General features: G+C 74.8%; 12 protein-coding genes. 4 read left to right on the top strand and 8 right to left on the bottom strand.

Going from position 1 to position 14694, the window contains the following annotated elements:
• Positions 1-141: 141 nt before the first annotated feature.
• Complete coding sequence (locus ACFTWP_RS38285) at positions 142-516, top strand: RNA polymerase-binding protein RbpA (RefSeq protein WP_030396357.1); 375 nt, start codon at positions 142-144, stop codon at positions 514-516.
• A 395-nt stretch (positions 517-911) separates the two neighbouring features.
• On the opposite strand, the gene fxsA is transcribed toward ACFTWP_RS38285, so the two are convergent.
• The 4 genes from fxsA to ACFTWP_RS38265 form a co-directional block, all read right to left on the bottom strand.
• Positions 912-1481, bottom strand: coding sequence for an FxsA family membrane protein (fxsA, locus tag ACFTWP_RS38280; protein ID WP_380269755.1), 570 nt, complete (start codon positions 1479-1481; stop codon positions 912-914).
• A gap of 57 nt (positions 1482-1538) precedes the next feature.
• The gene (gene lnt, locus ACFTWP_RS38275; RefSeq protein WP_380269754.1) at positions 1539-3209 is read right to left on the bottom strand and encodes an apolipoprotein N-acyltransferase; all 1671 of its coding nucleotides are present in this window, start codon (positions 3207-3209) and stop codon (positions 1539-1541) included.
• A gap of 217 nt (positions 3210-3426) precedes the next feature.
• A complete protein-coding gene (locus ACFTWP_RS38270; protein ID WP_380269753.1) occupies positions 3427-5043 on the bottom strand; it encodes an amidohydrolase in 1617 nt (538 codons plus the stop codon).
• 49 nt (positions 5044-5092) lie between these two features.
• Positions 5093-5533: an Lrp/AsnC family transcriptional regulator gene (locus ACFTWP_RS38265; protein WP_045694655.1), complete on the bottom strand. Its 441-nt coding sequence runs from the start codon at positions 5531-5533 to the stop codon at positions 5093-5095.
• 606 nt (positions 5534-6139) lie between these two features.
• On the opposite strand from ACFTWP_RS38265, the gene ACFTWP_RS38260 reads away from it, so the two are divergent.
• Positions 6140-6652: a hypothetical protein gene (locus ACFTWP_RS38260; RefSeq protein WP_380269752.1), complete on the top strand. Its 513-nt coding sequence runs from the start codon at positions 6140-6142 to the stop codon at positions 6650-6652.
• A gap of 179 nt (positions 6653-6831) precedes the next feature.
• Here ACFTWP_RS38260 and ACFTWP_RS38255 read toward each other — a convergent pair whose 3' ends face one another.
• Positions 6832-7995, bottom strand: a complete 1164-nt coding sequence (locus tag ACFTWP_RS38255) for an acyl-CoA dehydrogenase family protein (RefSeq protein ID WP_380269751.1) — start codon at positions 7993-7995, stop codon at positions 6832-6834.
• Positions 7996-8238: 243 nt separating this feature from the next.
• Here ACFTWP_RS38255 and ACFTWP_RS38250 point away from each other — a divergent pair, with 243 nt between their 5' ends.
• Entirely contained in the window at positions 8239-8853 is a 615-nt protein-coding gene (locus tag ACFTWP_RS38250) for a uridine kinase (protein WP_380269750.1), read from the top strand.
• A gap of 366 nt (positions 8854-9219) precedes the next feature.
• Positions 9220-11484, top strand: a complete 2265-nt coding sequence (locus ACFTWP_RS38245; RefSeq protein ID WP_380269776.1) for an AAA family ATPase — start codon at positions 9220-9222, stop codon at positions 11482-11484.
• Between the two features lie 67 nt (positions 11485-11551).
• Here the strand turns inward: ACFTWP_RS38245 and ACFTWP_RS38240 are convergent, their stop codons facing one another.
• The 3 genes from ACFTWP_RS38240 to ACFTWP_RS38230 all read right to left on the bottom strand — a co-directional run bounded on the left by ACFTWP_RS38240 (position 11552) and on the right by ACFTWP_RS38230 (position 14672).
• Positions 11552-12601, bottom strand: a complete 1050-nt coding sequence (locus ACFTWP_RS38240) for a hemolysin family protein (protein WP_380269749.1) — start codon at positions 12599-12601, stop codon at positions 11552-11554.
• Positions 12598-13932: a hemolysin family protein gene (locus ACFTWP_RS38235; RefSeq protein WP_380269748.1), complete on the bottom strand. Its 1335-nt coding sequence runs from the start codon at positions 13930-13932 to the stop codon at positions 12598-12600. The genes ACFTWP_RS38240 and ACFTWP_RS38235 overlap by 4 nt, the downstream gene beginning before the upstream one ends.
• A gap of 287 nt (positions 13933-14219) precedes the next feature.
• On the bottom strand, positions 14220-14672 hold the full coding sequence (locus ACFTWP_RS38230) for a PH domain-containing protein (RefSeq protein WP_380269747.1): 453 nt from the start codon (positions 14670-14672) through the stop codon (positions 14220-14222).
• Between the last annotated feature and the right edge of the window lie 22 nt (positions 14673-14694).

The following is a 14694-nucleotide window of genomic DNA, read 5'->3' as shown; positions in this document are numbered from 1 at the left end:
TGATGGGTACAAACAGGGGCGGCACGCCAAACGACGCATGTCCCCGGACGGGAATCTTCGTCGACAGCCGGGCGTTGACCGTACTGACGAAGAACAGCGACCAACTAGTCCTGTGGGCCATAAGCCCGGGAGGCACGATTCATGAGCGAGCGAGCTCTTCGCGGCACGCGACTCGGGGCCACTAGCTACGAGACCGACCGCGGTATCGATCTGGCTCCGCGCCAGACCGTCGAGTATGCATGTCAGAACGGGCACCGATTCGAGGTCCCCTTCTCCGTGGAAGCGGAGATTCCCTCGGCTTGGGAATGCCGGTTCTGCGGCCAGGAAGCAGTACTTCTCGACGGTGACGAGCCGGAGGAGAAGAAGACCAAGCCCACGCGTACCCATTGGGACATGTTGATGGAGCGCCGGACGCGCGAGGAGTTGGAGGAGGTGCTGGCCGAGCGGCTGGCCGTGCTCCGCTCCGGTGGGATGAATCTCGCGGTGCACCCGCGCGACACCCGCAAGAGCGCCTGACCTCGCTCCCGCCCCCAGCGGGAGGCTACCGAAAAGGGACCCTGAGAATTCAGGGTCCCTTTCGCGTGCCCGGCGGTCGGGATTCCGCCGGTACGACCGTGGGGCCTCGGGGCCGAGGAGACCGGCGAGAGGCGAGCGGCGACTTTCGACGCCTACCTCCCGCGTGCCCGGCTCCCGCAGGTCCGGTCGGGACCCGGAAGTACGGGTGTGCACACCCCGGACCGGGTACGGAAACGCACACCCGAAACCGCCGGGGCCCGACCCCGCAGCCGTGGACGCCCGACGCCCGCGGGGCGGGAGCGGCCCGGTGTGCGGGCGCCCCCGCCCCGCGGGCGTCGGACGTGGACGTGTCGTGCGGGCCGGCCCCCGGTACGGCTCGGCCGTCGGCGCGGGAGTCAGCCGGCGATCGGCGGGCGGTAGCCCGTCTCGGGGCCCTGCGGGCCCTGGGCGGGGTCGACGACCTCGCCCTGGACCACCTTGCCGTCGGGGCGGTGGATCCGCAGCTGCTCCTGGAGCCGGACGGCGTCCGCGAACGGATCGGTCCCGGCCACCGGGGAGCGGCGCAGCGCGGCACCCGCCGCGCGGCGGCCACCGGCCCGCCAGAGCGCCCGGGTGGGCGGCAGCAGCAGGGTCAGGGCCAGCAGATCGGAGAGGAAACCGGGGATGATCAGCAGGAGCCCGGCCAGCACCGTCAGGCTGGTGCCGGTCTGGGCCTGCTGCGGCTTGGGGTCACGGCTCTGCTCGACCGCCGCGGAGAAGGCCCTGAGGCCCGCGCGCTTGATGAGCCAGCCGCCGGTCAGCACACCGGCGAGCAGCAGCATCAGGACGGCGAAGGCGCCGATCGCCGAGGCGACCTGGACCAGGATCCAGATCTCCAGGACCAGCCAGGCGGTGATCAGCAGCGGCAGCACCCGCCGGAGTCTGCCCCGGGGGGCCGGGCGGGCGGGGGTGGCTTGCTGGGTCACGGTACGGATCCACTCCATCGCGGTGCTCTCGGCACCGCCCGGCGGACTCCGGGGCGGCTACGGCACCACCTGGTCCAACGCGTCGTCCGCGGCGGGTGTTCCGGGCGCGGGCGTCGCGCGGCGGCGGCGCACCCCGGCGGCAACGGCCGCGCCGCAGGCGAGCAGGCCGGCGATCGCCATCGTCCACTCGGGGGCGGCGCCGAGCCGGTCGGCCACCGTCCTGCCGTCCCGCAGCGGGACGGTGGCGGCGATCTCGGCGGCGGTCAGCTCGTCGGTGCGGGTGACCACGGAGCCGTCCGGGGCGATCACGCCGCTGATGCCGCTGGTGGCGGCGATCAGCACGGCGCGGCCGTGCTCGACGGCGCGCAGGCGGGACATCGCGAGCTGCTGGTCGGGCTGGCCGCTGAGCGCGTAGGTGGCGTTGTTGGTCTGCACCACCAGGACGCGGGCGCCCTGGTTCACGGTGTCGCGGACGATCTCGTCGTAGGCGACCTCGAAGCAGATCACGTCGCCGATCCGGGCCGGACCGAGCTGCATCACCCCGGTGGAGGTGCCGGGGTAGAAGTCGCGGGCGACCCGGTCCAGCCGGGTGATGATCTTGGACAGCTGGGCCCGGAACGGCACGTACTCGCCGAAGGGCACCGGGTGCTGCTTGGTGTACGAGGCGCCCGGCCCGGTCTTCGGGTCCCAGACGATGCCCTCGTTCTGCACGTGCTGGGTGTCCGGGCCGTCGACCAGCGTGCCGATCAGGGTGGGGACGCCGACGGCCTTCACCGCCCGGTCGATCCGCTGGTACGCCAACGGGTCGCTGAACGGGTCCAGGTCGGAGGCGTTCTCCGGCCAGATCACCACGTCGGGGCGCTCCCGGCGGCCGGCCGCGATGTCCGCGGCCAGCTTCTCGGTGGCCTCGGCGTGGTTGTTGAGCACCTGCATCGGGCGGCCGAGGAAGTCCATCCCGGGATTGGGCACGTTGCCCTGGACGATGGCGACCTTGAGGGTGTCGTCGGGCGCGGTCGGCACCGGCACGGCGTAGCCGGCGAAGAGCGCCGCGACCGCGCCCAGCGCGCCCAGCGCGGCCAGCGCGGCGGCGCGCGGGGCCCGGCGCGGACCGCGCACGCGCAGCGCGGCCCAGGCCAGCAGGGCGCCGCAGAGGGCGACCGCGAAGGTCACCAGCGGGGCGCCGCCGAGCGCGGCGAGCGGGGTGAACGGGGTCGCGGTGTTGGCGAAGGCCAGCCTGCCCCAGGGGAACCCGCCGAGCGGGAGCCGGTCCCGGGCCCACTCCTGGGTGACCCAGAGCAGGGCCGTCCAGAGCGGCCAGCCGGGCAGCCGGGAGGTCACCGCGAGACCGGCGCCGAGCGCCGCGACGAACAGCGCCTCCACGACCGACAGGCCGATCATCGCGTCCGTCCCGATCACCGTGAGCCACTTCAGCAGCAGCACGAAGAACGGCAGCCCGAAGGCGAAGCCCGTCCAGGCGCCCTGCCGGGCGGTCCGGCCGCGGGTGAGCAGCGAGAGCCCCGCCACCGCCACGATCGACAGCGGCCACAGGTCGTACGGGGGGAACGCCGCGCCGAGCAGCAGACCCAGCAGGACGGCGAGCCCCGTCCGGGGCAGTCCGGCACGGACCTTGGCGAGCGCACGGGCGCCCCGGCCGGCCACCGGCGCCTGTGCGGGCGCCCCGGGCACGGGCCCGGAGGCCGACCGCTCCTGCGTGACGGGCAGTGCCACCTGCGCACCATCTCTCTGGTCGTACGTGTTCGCGCGGTCTTCGCCGTCCGTTGTCCGGACGCCGTGCGAAGACCGTACCCCGGATCGGCGGGCGTCCGGATAACAGGGTGGCCACGCCCCCGGTGACCGCTGAGCGGGCCCGGGCGGGCCCGCCCGCGGGCCGCCGACCGACGCGCGGAGCCCGCCGGACGGCGGCCGGGGCACGGCCGGGCGGCGGTCAGGCCAGGTGGACGGTCCGGCCCCGGACCACCGTGCGCAGGCAGACCGGCAGCGGCCGGCCCGGGCTGAGGTCGGGCAGGCCGGGAGTGCCGGAGCGGGGGTCGGTCGACCAGCCCGCCACCCGGGAGTCGGGGGTCTGCACCACCAGGTCGCCGGTGGCCCAGACCGCGAAGCTGGCGACCGCGCCCGGCACCAGCACGCCGTCCTGGTCGCGGCCGAGGGCGCGCCAGCCGCCGCGGGTGTGGGCGGTGAAGGCGGCCCGCACCGAGATCCGGTGCTCGGGCGTGCGGTGGAAGGCGGCCGCGCGGACGGTGCCCCAGGGGTCGAGGGCCGTCACCGGGGCGTCCGAGCCGAAGGCCAGCGGGACACCGGCCCGCAGCAGCGCCGCGAAGGGATTGAGCCGGGCGGCCCGCTCGGCACCGAGCCGCTGGGCGTACATGCCGTCCGGGCCTCCCCAGGCGGCGTCGAAGGCGGGCTGCACCGAGGCGACCAGGCCGAGCTCGACGAAGGCGGCGACGGCCTTGTCGTCGAGTGCCTCGGCGTGCTCGACGCGGTGCCGCAGCGCCTTCACCCGGGCCGCGCCGACCCGGTCGGCCGCCGCCCGCACCCCGTCCAGGACGGCGGTCAGCGCGGCGTCGCCGATGGCGTGGAAGCCCGCCTGCAGACCCGCCTCGGTGCAGGCCTCGACGTGGTCGGCGATCTGCTCGGCGCTCAGGTAGGCGGTGCCGGTGTGCGGCGCGTCCTCGTACGGCGTGTGCAGGCAGGCGGTGTGCGAGCCGAGCGCGCCGTCCACGAAGAGGTCCCCGCCGGCGCCCACGGCGCCCAGCCGGCGGGCGGCCTCGACTCCGCCCAGCTCGCCCCAGTAGCCGAAGACCTCGGGGGTGTCGCCCTGCCCGGCGAGGGTGAGCAGGGCCGTGAGGTCCTGCTCGGAGGAGATGTCGGGGCCCGCGCACTCGTGCACGGCGCCGATGCCGAGCGAGGCGGCGCGGGTCAGGGCGGCCCGCTGGGCGGCCCGGCGCTGCTCCTCGGTCAGATGGGCCAGGGCGGCCCGGCGCACCGCGTGGTGGGCGTCGCGGGTGAGCGTGCCGGTCCCGGTGTGGCCGGGCAGCGCGTCCAGTCCGGGGGTGAGCGCGCGCAGTGCGGTGGAGGCGAGCGCGGAGTGCACGTCGGTACGTGAGAGGTAGAGGGCCGCGCCGTCGGCGGCGGCGTCCAGCTCGGCGGGGGTCGGCGGCCGGCCCTCGGGCCAGCCGGTCTCGTCCCAGCCGTGGCCGATCAGCACGCCGGACGGCGCCCCGGGGCCCCGGGCGGCCCGCACGAACTCCGCGATCCGGGCGAGGGCCTCGTCGAGTGAGGGGCAGCCGGTCAGGTCGAGCCCGGTGAGCGCCAGGCCTGCGGAGGTGGCGTGCACGTGGGCGTCCACGAACGCGGGCGTGACCAGCGCGCCGTCCAGCTCGACGATCTCGTCGGCGACGTCCGTGTAGGCCTCGGCGGCGCCGTCGCTGCCGACCCAGGCGACGTGGTCGCCCTCGACGAGCATCGCGGTGGCGAAGGGGTCGGCGGGGCTGTAGACGGATCCGCCGCGCAGCAGCACGGTCCGGGAGGTGCGTTCGGTCATGGGGCAAGTCTGCACCCGTACCGTCCGGGCGCAGGCCGCGGGGCTCGTCTCAGAGCTTCGGCGGGCGCGCCTCGTACGGGGTGGAGAGGACGACGGTGGTGCGGGTGGAGACGCCGGCCGCGCTGCGGATCCGGGCGAGCAGGTCCTCCAGGTCGCCGGGGGCGCCGACCCGCACCTTGAGGATGTAGTTCTCGTCACCCGCCACGCTGTGACAGGCCTCGATCTCGGGCAGCCCGGCGAGCCGCTCCGGGGTGTCGTCCGGGGCGCTCGGGTCGAACGGCTTGACCGAGATGAACGCGGTCAGCGCGAGGTCGACCGCGTCGGGGTCGATGATCGCGGTGTAGCCGCGGATCACCCCGCGCTGTTCGAGGCGGCGCACCCGCTGGTGCACCGCCGAGGTGGACAGGCCGGTGGCCTTGCCCAGGTCCGTGTAGCTCATCCGGCCGTCCTCAAGGAGCAGCTGAACGATGCGCTGGTCGAGATCCTCCACAAGGCGCAAACCTACTCTCCTTTTTGGCGGCGGCTCGCCGCCGGAGCGCTTTGGTCCGGTGCCGACGGTCGTCGCTCCGTCGCTCCTTCGTCGCTCCCGCGCTCCTCGCTTTCGGCACCGGCGCGCTCCTTTGGCTCGCAGCCGGGCCTGTGGTGGGTGCCGTCACGGCTCGGCGCATCGGGGTCGTGCGCCAGGGGCAGGCCTCCCTGACCCGCCGTGAGCGGTCGGGCGCCGCCGCGGGAAGGTGCGCTCCGGCGCCGAGCCTGCCGGCCCCGCACCCACCCGGCCGCGAGCCACTCCCGTAGTGGCCCCGGCGCACCGCTCGCCCGGCGGCGAGCCAAAGGAGCGCGCCGGTGCTGAAAGGGAGAGAGCGAGGGAGCGACCGACGAAGGAGGGAGCGACGGAGCGATGACCGTCAGCGCCGGACCGAAGCGCTCCGGCGGCGAGCCGCCGCATATCAAAGCTGTCATGTGCCCGGCGAATGTGGCGAACGACACACCCCGTGCATCACCGTGCCATCCACCGCAGGGTTATGAGGCTCCGTCGGCGGGAAATGCTGGTTGTGGCCCTGGCCGACCAGGCCGGCCCGATCCGAGGGGGATCACCATGTCTGCCGTTGACGAGCGCTCGCTGAGCGCGGACGACACCCACGATACGAGCGACCGCGACACCTTCGCGGTCTCGTACGGCCCGACCCCGGGAACCGACCCGGGCGAGGCCGACACCTGGGAGATCATCCGGGTGCACTGCCCCGAGTGCGACCGTCCGATCGCCCTGCTCGGCGACGAGGAGCGGCTCCCGCAGCACGCCGTCCTGCCGACCGCCTGGCACCCCTTCTCCCCCGCGCTGTGCCCCGGTTCGGGCGTGCCCGCGGACGACCTGACCGAGATCGACGTCCCGGAGGACGCCGTCGCGCCCGGCCTGGAGGGCCTGCTGGCCCTGCCCGCCGCGCTGGACTGGCGTACCCAGCCCTTCTCGCACGCCCTCCCGCACAGCCCCGTGAAGGCCGCCCCCGCACCGGAGCCGGCGCAGCCGGCCGCCGACGCCGTCCCGGCCCAGCGCGGCGCGACCCGCCGGACCGCCGCCCGGCGCCCGGCGGCGCAGCTCGTCCGCCGCTGACGGCGGCGACACCCGCGGGACGGAACGGTCCGGCGCCCACCGCCGCAGGCGGACGGGCCGCCGGACCGAACGGCACCCGCGAAGGCACTCCGACCTCACCGGACGCCGCCCGCCTGAGCCGGCCCGCGTGAACCAATCCGGCGCGAACCAGCCCGCGGGAGGCGCCGCCCGCCGTGCCGTCAGCTGCCGCTGAGGTGACGTCCGATCACCAGGCGCTGGATCTGGTTGGTGCCCTCCACGATCTGCAGCACCTTGGCCTCGCGCATGTACCGCTCGGCCGGGAAGTCCTGGGTGTACCCGTAGCCGCCGAGCACCTGCACGGCGTCGGTGGTGACCCGCATCGCGGCGTCGGTGCAGAACAGCTTGGCCATCGCCGCCTGCTTGGAGAACGACAGTCCGGCGTCGCGGCGGCGGGCGGCGGCGAGGTAGAGCGAGCGGCCGGCCTCGATCTGGGTGGCCATGTCGGCGAGCATGAACGACAGACCCTGGAAGTCCGCGATCCGCCGGCCGAACTGGCGGCGCCCGCCGGCGTAGTCGACGGCGAGGTCCAGCGCGGCCTGGGCCACGCCGATCGCGCAGGCGGCGATGCCCAGGCGCCCCGAGTCGAGGGCGGAGAGCGCGATCTGGAAGCCCTGGCCCTCGGTGCCGACCAGGCGCTCGCGGTCCACCCGGACTCCGTCGAAGTGCACCTGGGCGGTCGGCGAGGAGCGCATGCCCATCTTGTGCTCCGGCGGTGCGGCGGACAGCCCGGCGCTGCCGGCCGGGACGAGCAGGCAGCTTATGCCGCGCGGGCCGTCCTCGCCGGTGCGCACCAGGGTGCTGTAGAAGTCCGCGTGGCCGCCGTGGGTGATCCAGGCCTTGGTGCCGCTGACGACGTAGTCGTCGCCGTCCAGGTCGGCGCGGGTGCGCAGGGCGGCGGCGTCGGAGCCGGACTGCGGCTCGGAGAGGCAGTAGGCGCCGAGCTGCTCGCCGCCGAGCATCGCGGGCAGCCAGGCGGCGCGCTGCTCGTCGCTGCCGAAGGTGGCCAGGGCGTGGCAGGACAGCGTGTGGACGCTCACCCCGAGGCCGACCGCGAGCCAGCCGGCCGCGAGCTCCTCCAGGACCTGCAGGTAGACCTCATAGGGCTGGTCGCCGCCGCCGTACTCCTCGCCGTAGGGCAGGGAGAGCAGGCCCGCCTCGCCGAGCGTGCGGAAGACCTCGCGGGGGAAGCGGTCGGCCGCCTCGTCCCCGGCTGCGCGCGGTTCGATCTCGCGCTGGACCAGGTCGCGGGTGAGGCTCAGGAGCTCTCGGGCCTCTTCGCTGGGGAGCTGGCGGTCCACAGGTTTCGCGGGTGCGGGGCTCATGGCGGTTGGTCGCCTCCTCGATCGGGCACCGGGCCCAGTGGTGGCGGGCGCGGCGCGGGTGTGGCAGGTCGGCCCGACCGTCACCGGGTCGCGGTGAACGGTCGTTCACATGTCTGGCGATGTGAGTATGCCCGATCCCGGGCCGGCCGTCACGGCCGGCGGCCGGTCCCCGGGCCACCCCGGAGACGGCCGTCGCCCGCTCCCCGCCCGAGCGGCGGCGGGAGCGCCCGTACAGTGGCCGGTATGGCTGAACTGGCCGGTCGGGAGGCCGACCCCGGACTGGGCGCGCTGGCGGCGCGGATCGCCGGCGCGGCGCCCTCCTGCGGGCCGGTGCGACTGGTCGCGGTGGACGGGCACGCCGGGTCCGGCAAGACCACGTTCGCGGGCCGGCTGGCCGCCGCCCTCGGCGACGCCCCGGTGGTCCATCTGGACGACCTCGCCACGCACGCCGAGCCCTTCGGCTGGACGGAGCGGCTGCGGCGCGAGGTGCTGGAGCCGCTGGCCGCCGGCCGCACGGCCCGGCACCGGGTGTACGACTGGACCGCGCGCCGGTTCGAGGGCGTACGGCCGGTGCCCGCAGCGCCCGTGGTGCTGGTCGAGGGCGTGGGCGCCGGGCGCCGGGCGCTGCGGCCCGCACTGGCCGCGCTGGTCTGGATGGAGCTGGACGCCGGGGCCGCGCGCCGGCGCGGCGAGCTCCGGGACGGTCCGGAACTGGCCGGTTTCTGGATCGACTGGGCCAGGGCGGAGGAGGCGCACTTCGCCGCCGATCCCAGTCGTCCGCATGCCGACTTTCGGGTGGACGGAGTAACCGGACGAATCACCTCCGGCACCCTCGGTGAGCTCCGAAAGGGGCCTTGACCTGGGCCGTCGCCGGGAACTAGGTTTCATCTCGTTGCGAGATTGTTGATCGCGCAACCACAGACACGGCATCTCCGGCTTGTTCCCCCGTGAGCCGGAGGTGCCGTTCTCCTTCCCCCGTACGCCAACGAGCCGGGCGCCGTTCGGATTTGACCTGGCGCGGCACCCTTCCGGATCAGCTCCGCGCCGGTACGATTCCTGGCAGGCGCATATGCGCCCCGGGGGCTCTCTCCACCGGCGAACCAGCAGCCGGCCGAGCCCCGATGCACACCGCGGGGGGCGTGAGTGACGACGGTGGAGAGTTCCGACGGCAACAACGCGGGCGCGGGCCCCGGCAGGCTCGCCGACCGCGCCTGGCTGCGCGCGATGGACGCCTACACGGCGGGCGCGTACACGCGCGCGGAGGAGGAGTTCCGCGCCGCGGTACGGCTGGACCCGGGCATGGCCGACGCCTGGCTGGGCCTGCACGCCCTGCGCTGCGACACCTCCGGCGCCCTGCTCGCGATGCACCGCCACCGCAAACGCTTCGGCGAACAGCGGACCCGCCACCGACGCCCGCTCAGTTCCTGGTACTGGCTGGGCTGGTGGGTCCAGCCCGTGCTGGAGGACACCCGGGACCTCGCGCTCGCCCACGCCTCGCACTGGCTGGACGGACGCCACCTCGCCGAACTCGACGTCGCCCTGGCGCAGTGCCCGCCGGCCGGCGAGGACCCCTCGGTGAGGTTCCTGCACGCCTGCCGCTCCTACCTGGTGAAGGACTGGGAGCAGCTCATCCGGGACACCGACCGGCTGCTGGACGACCCGCTGCTCGGCATCGAGGCGGGCCTGTTCGGCGGCATGGCCAGAGTGCGGCTGGACATGTGCGCCCAGGCCCAGGGGCCGCTCGCGGCCTCGCTGGCCCGCTGCCGCTCGGAGCAGCCGCAGCGCAAGGAGCTGCGCTACTGGCTCGCCCGCGCCTACGAGGGCGCCGGCCGCAGCGCCGCCGCCCTGCCGCTGTACCGGGCGGTGCACCGGGCGGACCCGGCGTTCATGGACACCGCCGCCCGGCTGGCGGCGATATCCGCGGAGGACGGGCTGGTGGACGCGCTGCTGGAGGGGGTCACCGGCACCGGGCCGGCCGGCGGCCCGGGGCGCGAGGCCGGCTCGGCGGCCGGGTACGGCACGGACGAGGCCTACGACCCGGCGGAGGACCTCGGGGCGGCCGACGGCTTCGGCACGGCGACCGGGTACCCGGTCGACTTCGAGGTGCCGGAGGACCTCTCCGTGGAGTACGCCCCGGACCCGTCGGCCGGCCGCACCGCACCGCTCCAGGCCGGCCCGGCCCCCGACCACCCCGGCGGCCTGCCGATCGACCTCCCCGCCGGATTCGCGACCGACTACCCGGCCGACCTCCCCGCCGACCTCTCCGCCGGTTTCACGGCGGGCTACCCGGCCGGCCCGGCCGTGGACGAGGGCTTCGGCGCCCAGGAGGGCTTCGAGGAGACCGCCGGGGCCTCCGCCGGGCCGGGCACCGCGGAGGCGGCCGGCGCGCCCGCCGCCACCGGCGGTCAGCGCCCGGAGTCGGGCGGCTCCGGCGGCGAACCCCGTTCGGGGGCGGGCGGGTTCGACGGCCCGGCGGCGCAGGGCGCCGGTGCCCGCTCCGGCAACGGCGCCGGCTCGCCCGCCGAGTCCGGCCCCGCCGCCACCCTCTTCCTGCCCGGCCGGGCGGTCGGCTCGCAGGCCGCGCAGCCGCACCGCGTCTCCCCCGGCCGGTCCGGCAGCCGGCAGGAGCTGGACGCCGCGCTCGACGCGCTGGAGCGGATGGTCGGACTGGACCCGGTGAAGCGGCAGGTCCGGGCGCTGTCCGCGCAGCTGCGGATGTCCCGGTTGCGGGCGGGCGAGGGCCTTCCGGTGCAACCGCCGAAACGTCACTTCGTCTTCTCCGGCCCCTCCGGCACCGGCAAGACCACCGTGGCCCGCATCCTCGGCCGGGTCTTCCACTCCCTCGGACTGCTCTCCGGCGATCACCTGGTGGAGGCCCAACGGGCCGACCTGGTGGGCGAGTTCCTCGGCCAGACCGCGGTCAAGGCGAACGAGCTGATCGACTCCGCGCTGGACGGCGTGCTCTTCATCGACGAGGCGTACAGCCTGTCCAACTCCGGTTACAGCAAGGGCGACGCGTACGGTGACGAGGCCCTGCAGGTGCTGCTGAAGCGGGCCGAGGACAACCGGGACCGGCTGGTGGTGATCCTGGCCGGCTACCCCGAGGGGATGAACCGGCTGCTGGCCACCAACCCGGGCCTCAACTCCCGCTTCACCACCCGGGTGGACTTCCCCAGCTACCGCCCGGGCGAGCTCACCGCGATCGGCGCCGCCCTGGCCGGGCGGGACGGCGACGGCTGGGACGAGGACGCCACCGAGGAGCTCGCCAGCATCTGCGCGTACGTCGTCCGGGAGGGCTGGATCGACGAGCTCGGCAACGGCCGCTTCATCCGCACCTTGTACGAGAAGTCCTGCGCCTACCGCGACCTGCGCCTCTCCCTCACCGGCGGGCACCCGAGCCGGGAGGACCTGGCCACCCTGCGGCTGCCCGACCTGGTCCAGGCGTACGGCGAGCTGATCGACGGCCGCAGCGGCCCCGGCGGGGTCTGAACCGGCCCGCCACGACGAACGGCCGCGGGCCGGGGGAGGCGACGCTCCCCCGGCCCGCGCCCGACGGCTAGGCCGCCGCGGGGCGGTGGTCCGGGTCGTGCACCTCGCCGACCAGCTCCTCCACCACGTCCTCCAGGGCGATCAGCCCCAGCGTGCGGTCCTCGGCGTCGATCACCGCGGCGAGGTGCGAGGCGGCCCTGCGCATCGCGCCCAGCGCGTCGTCCAGCGGCAGGCTGCCGCGGACGACCGTGATCGGCCGCCACAGCCGGGCCGGGACGGGCGCGGTCGGGTCCTCGACGTCCAGGATGTCCTTGAGGTGCAGGTACCCGAGGAAGCCGTTGGCGGCGACGTCGCCGTCGACCACCGGGAAGCGGGAGAACCCGGTGCGCACGGCGAGCTCCTCGATCTGGGCCGCGGTCACCTTCGTCCCGACCGTGACGAGCTGCTCCGGCGGGAGCACCACGTCCGTGACCGGGCGGTGGCCGAGCTCCAGCGCGTCCTCCAGGCGCTCCTGGCGGTCCACGTCGAGCAGCCCGGCGTCCCGGGAGTCGAGCAGCAGGTACATCAGCTGCTCGGTGGTGAAGACCGACTCGACCTCGTCCTTGGCCTCCACCTTGAACAGCCGCAGGATGGCGTTGGCGAAGGCGTTCAGGAAGCTGATCACCGGGGCGAGCACCCGGGCCAGGCGGTCCAGCGGCGGGCCGAGCACCAGCGCGGCCTTCTCCGGGCCGGCCAGCGCCAGGTTCTTGGGCACCATCTCGCCCATCACCATGTGCAGGAACACCACCACGGCCAGTGACAGTCCGTAGGAGAGCGGGTGCATCAGACCGTCGGGGACGCCCATCGCGTGGAAGGGGCCCTCGACCAGGTGGGCGATGGTGGGCTCGGCCAGCGCACCGAGACCCAGCGAGCAGACGGTGATGCCGAGCTGCGCGGCGGCCAGCATCGCGGAGACGTTGGAGAGCGCGTGCAGCACGGTCCTGGCCCGCTTGTTGCCGGCTTCGGCGAGCGGCTCGATCTGACTGCGGCGGACCGAGATGACGGCGAACTCGGCGCCGACGAAGAAGGCGTTGCCCAGCAGCAGCAGGAGTGCGGCGGCCAGTTGGAGCGCGGTCATCGGGTCTCGTCCTCGTCGTGCGGGTGCTCGTTGGTGCGCTCGACGCGAACCCTGGTCGTCCGGTGCCGGTCGACGTTCTCCACGGTCAGGCGCCAGCCGGGCAGCTCGGCCCGCTCACCGGGCGCCGGCAGCTTGCCCAGCAGGTCCGCGACCAGACCCGCCAGCGTCTCGTACGGGCCCTCGGGGGCGTGCAGTCCGATGCCCTCCAGCTGGTCGATCCGGGCCTTGCCGTCGGCCGCCCAGGCGGGCAGGCCGTCGACGGGCGGCAGCGGGACCAGTTCGGGGGTGTCCTCCGGGTCGTGCTCGTCCTGGACCTCGCCGACGATCTCCTCGACGATGTCCTCGATGGTGACCACGCCGGCGGTGCCGCCGTACTCGTCCACCACGATGGCCATCGGCTGCTGGCGGCGCAGTTGCTCCAGCAGCGCCTCCGCGGGCAGCGTCTCGGGCACCAGCAGCGGGGCGGTGGCCAGGTCGGCGACCCGGACGGCGCCGCGGTGGGCGAGCGGGACGGCCAGTGCGTCCTTGAGCGTCACGGTGCCGGTCACCTCGTCCAGGGTGTCGGCGTAGACCGGGAACCGGGACAGCCCGGTGGCCCGGGTGAGGTTGAGGACGTCCGCGGCGCTGGCGTCGCGCGAGAGGGCGGCGACGTCCACACGCGGGGTCATCACGCTCTGGGCGGTGAGCTCACCGAGGCCGAGGGTCCGCACGAACAGCGTCGCCGACTCCTCGTCCAGCACGCCGGCCCTGGCCGAGTGGCGGGCCAGCGAGACCAGTTCGGCGGGGGTGCGGGCGTGGCCCAGCTCCTCCTGCGGCTCGACGCCCAGCGCCCGGACGGTCCGGTCGGCGGCGCCGTTCAGGACGCTGATCAGCGGCCGGCAGACGGCCGAGAAGGCCATGTGCGGGGCCGCGACCGCGCGGGCCACCAGCAGCGGGTGGGAGATCGCCCAGTTCTTCGGGACGAGCTCGCCGATCACCATCTGCAGGACGGTGGCCAGCACCATGCCGACGATGACGGCCACACCGCGGGCGGCCGACTCGGGCACGCCCATGCCGGTGAGGACCGGGCTCAGCAGGACGGACAGGGCGGGCTCGGCGAGCATGCCGACCACCAGCGAGGTGACGGTGATGCCGAGCTGGGCGCCGGAGAGCTGGAAGGAGAGCTCCTTCAGCCCGGCGCTGATCCGGCGGGCCTTGGGGTCACCGGCCTCGGCGGCCCGGTCCACCGCACCGCGGTCGACCGTCACGAAGGCGAACTCGGCGGCCACGAACAGGCCGTTGGCCAGGATCAGCAGGAAGGCTGCGAGCAACAGCAGCCAGGCGGTGATCACAGTGCCGCCTGCCTTCCGGGGGCCGGAAGGGGGGCGGCGCAGGTACTACCGGACGGATCGTCCATCGAGGGGAGGTGTCACTCCTCAGGTCGCGGGTCGACAGCGCAGGGCTTTGCCCTGCTTTTACCAGCGTAGACGATACCCGTACGACAGTAAGGATCTTGTTCGATCGGGCGGCGTGCCCGAAAAACCGGCCGGTCGGGGTGAGCGGACCGGGCGGCGCGGCAGGCCGACGGCGGATCGGCGACGGCGGATGCGGGCCGGGCGGCCGGGGGCGGGCCGGCGGGTCAGGCCCTGGCGGCGGCTTCCGGGCTGTGCGCCTCGACCAGGTCGCGCAGGGCCCGGGCCGCGCTCACGGCCTGCTGCTGCCCGACGCCCGACTGGATCCCGACGGCCGCCAGCGAGGTGCCGTCGGCCAGGTCCAGGCTGGCCCACGGGTCGCCCTGGCGGAAGTTCACCCGGACGATCTCCGCCCAGGCGAGCCGGCGGCTGCGCAGGAAGTTGACCACCGTGACGCCGTCCGCGTCGGCGGACACCCTGGGGCGGGCCAGCAGCAGGCCGGCCCCGGCGAAGACAAGTCCGCTGACCACCATCGCCACCCGGTCGTTGAGCTGCCAGTTCGCCGGCAGGGCGACCGCGATCACGCTGAACATGACCACCAGCAGGGCACTGACCGGCAGCAGCACCGCACGGGTGCGGCGCGGGAACCAGGTGACGGGAAGCTCGACGGGGGCGCTCACGGGGTGTCTCCAGACGGTGAAC

It is taken from the genome of Kitasatospora sp. NPDC057015, from assembly GCF_042673745.1.
Taxonomy (GTDB): domain Bacteria; phylum Actinomycetota; class Actinomycetes; order Streptomycetales; family Streptomycetaceae; genus Kitasatospora.
Note: the sequence above shows the minus strand (reverse complement) of the source record. Positions and strands in the feature narration are given on the sequence as shown.

Bases quoted from the DNA above. Each gene is read 5' to 3' on its own strand.
- ACFTWP_RS38250 (WP_380269750.1), top strand. From the start codon at position 8,239: ATGGCTGAACTGGCCGGTCGGGAGGCCGACCCCGGACTGGGCGCGCTG.
- ACFTWP_RS38285 (WP_030396357.1), top strand. From the start codon at position 142: ATGAGCGAGCGAGCTCTTCGCGGCACGCGACTCGGGGCCACTAGCTAC.
- ACFTWP_RS38255 (WP_380269751.1), bottom strand. From the start codon at position 7,995: ATGAGCCCCGCACCCGCGAAACCTGTGGACCGCCAGCTCCCCAGCGAA.
- ACFTWP_RS38240 (WP_380269749.1), bottom strand. From the start codon at position 12,601: ATGACCGCGCTCCAACTGGCCGCCGCACTCCTGCTGCTGCTGGGCAAC.
- ACFTWP_RS38245 (WP_380269776.1), top strand. From the start codon at position 9,220: ATGGACGCCTACACGGCGGGCGCGTACACGCGCGCGGAGGAGGAGTTC.
- ACFTWP_RS38270 (WP_380269753.1), bottom strand. From the start codon at position 5,043: ATGACCGAACGCACCTCCCGGACCGTGCTGCTGCGCGGCGGATCCGTC.
- ACFTWP_RS38260 (WP_380269752.1), top strand. From the start codon at position 6,140: ATGTCTGCCGTTGACGAGCGCTCGCTGAGCGCGGACGACACCCACGAT.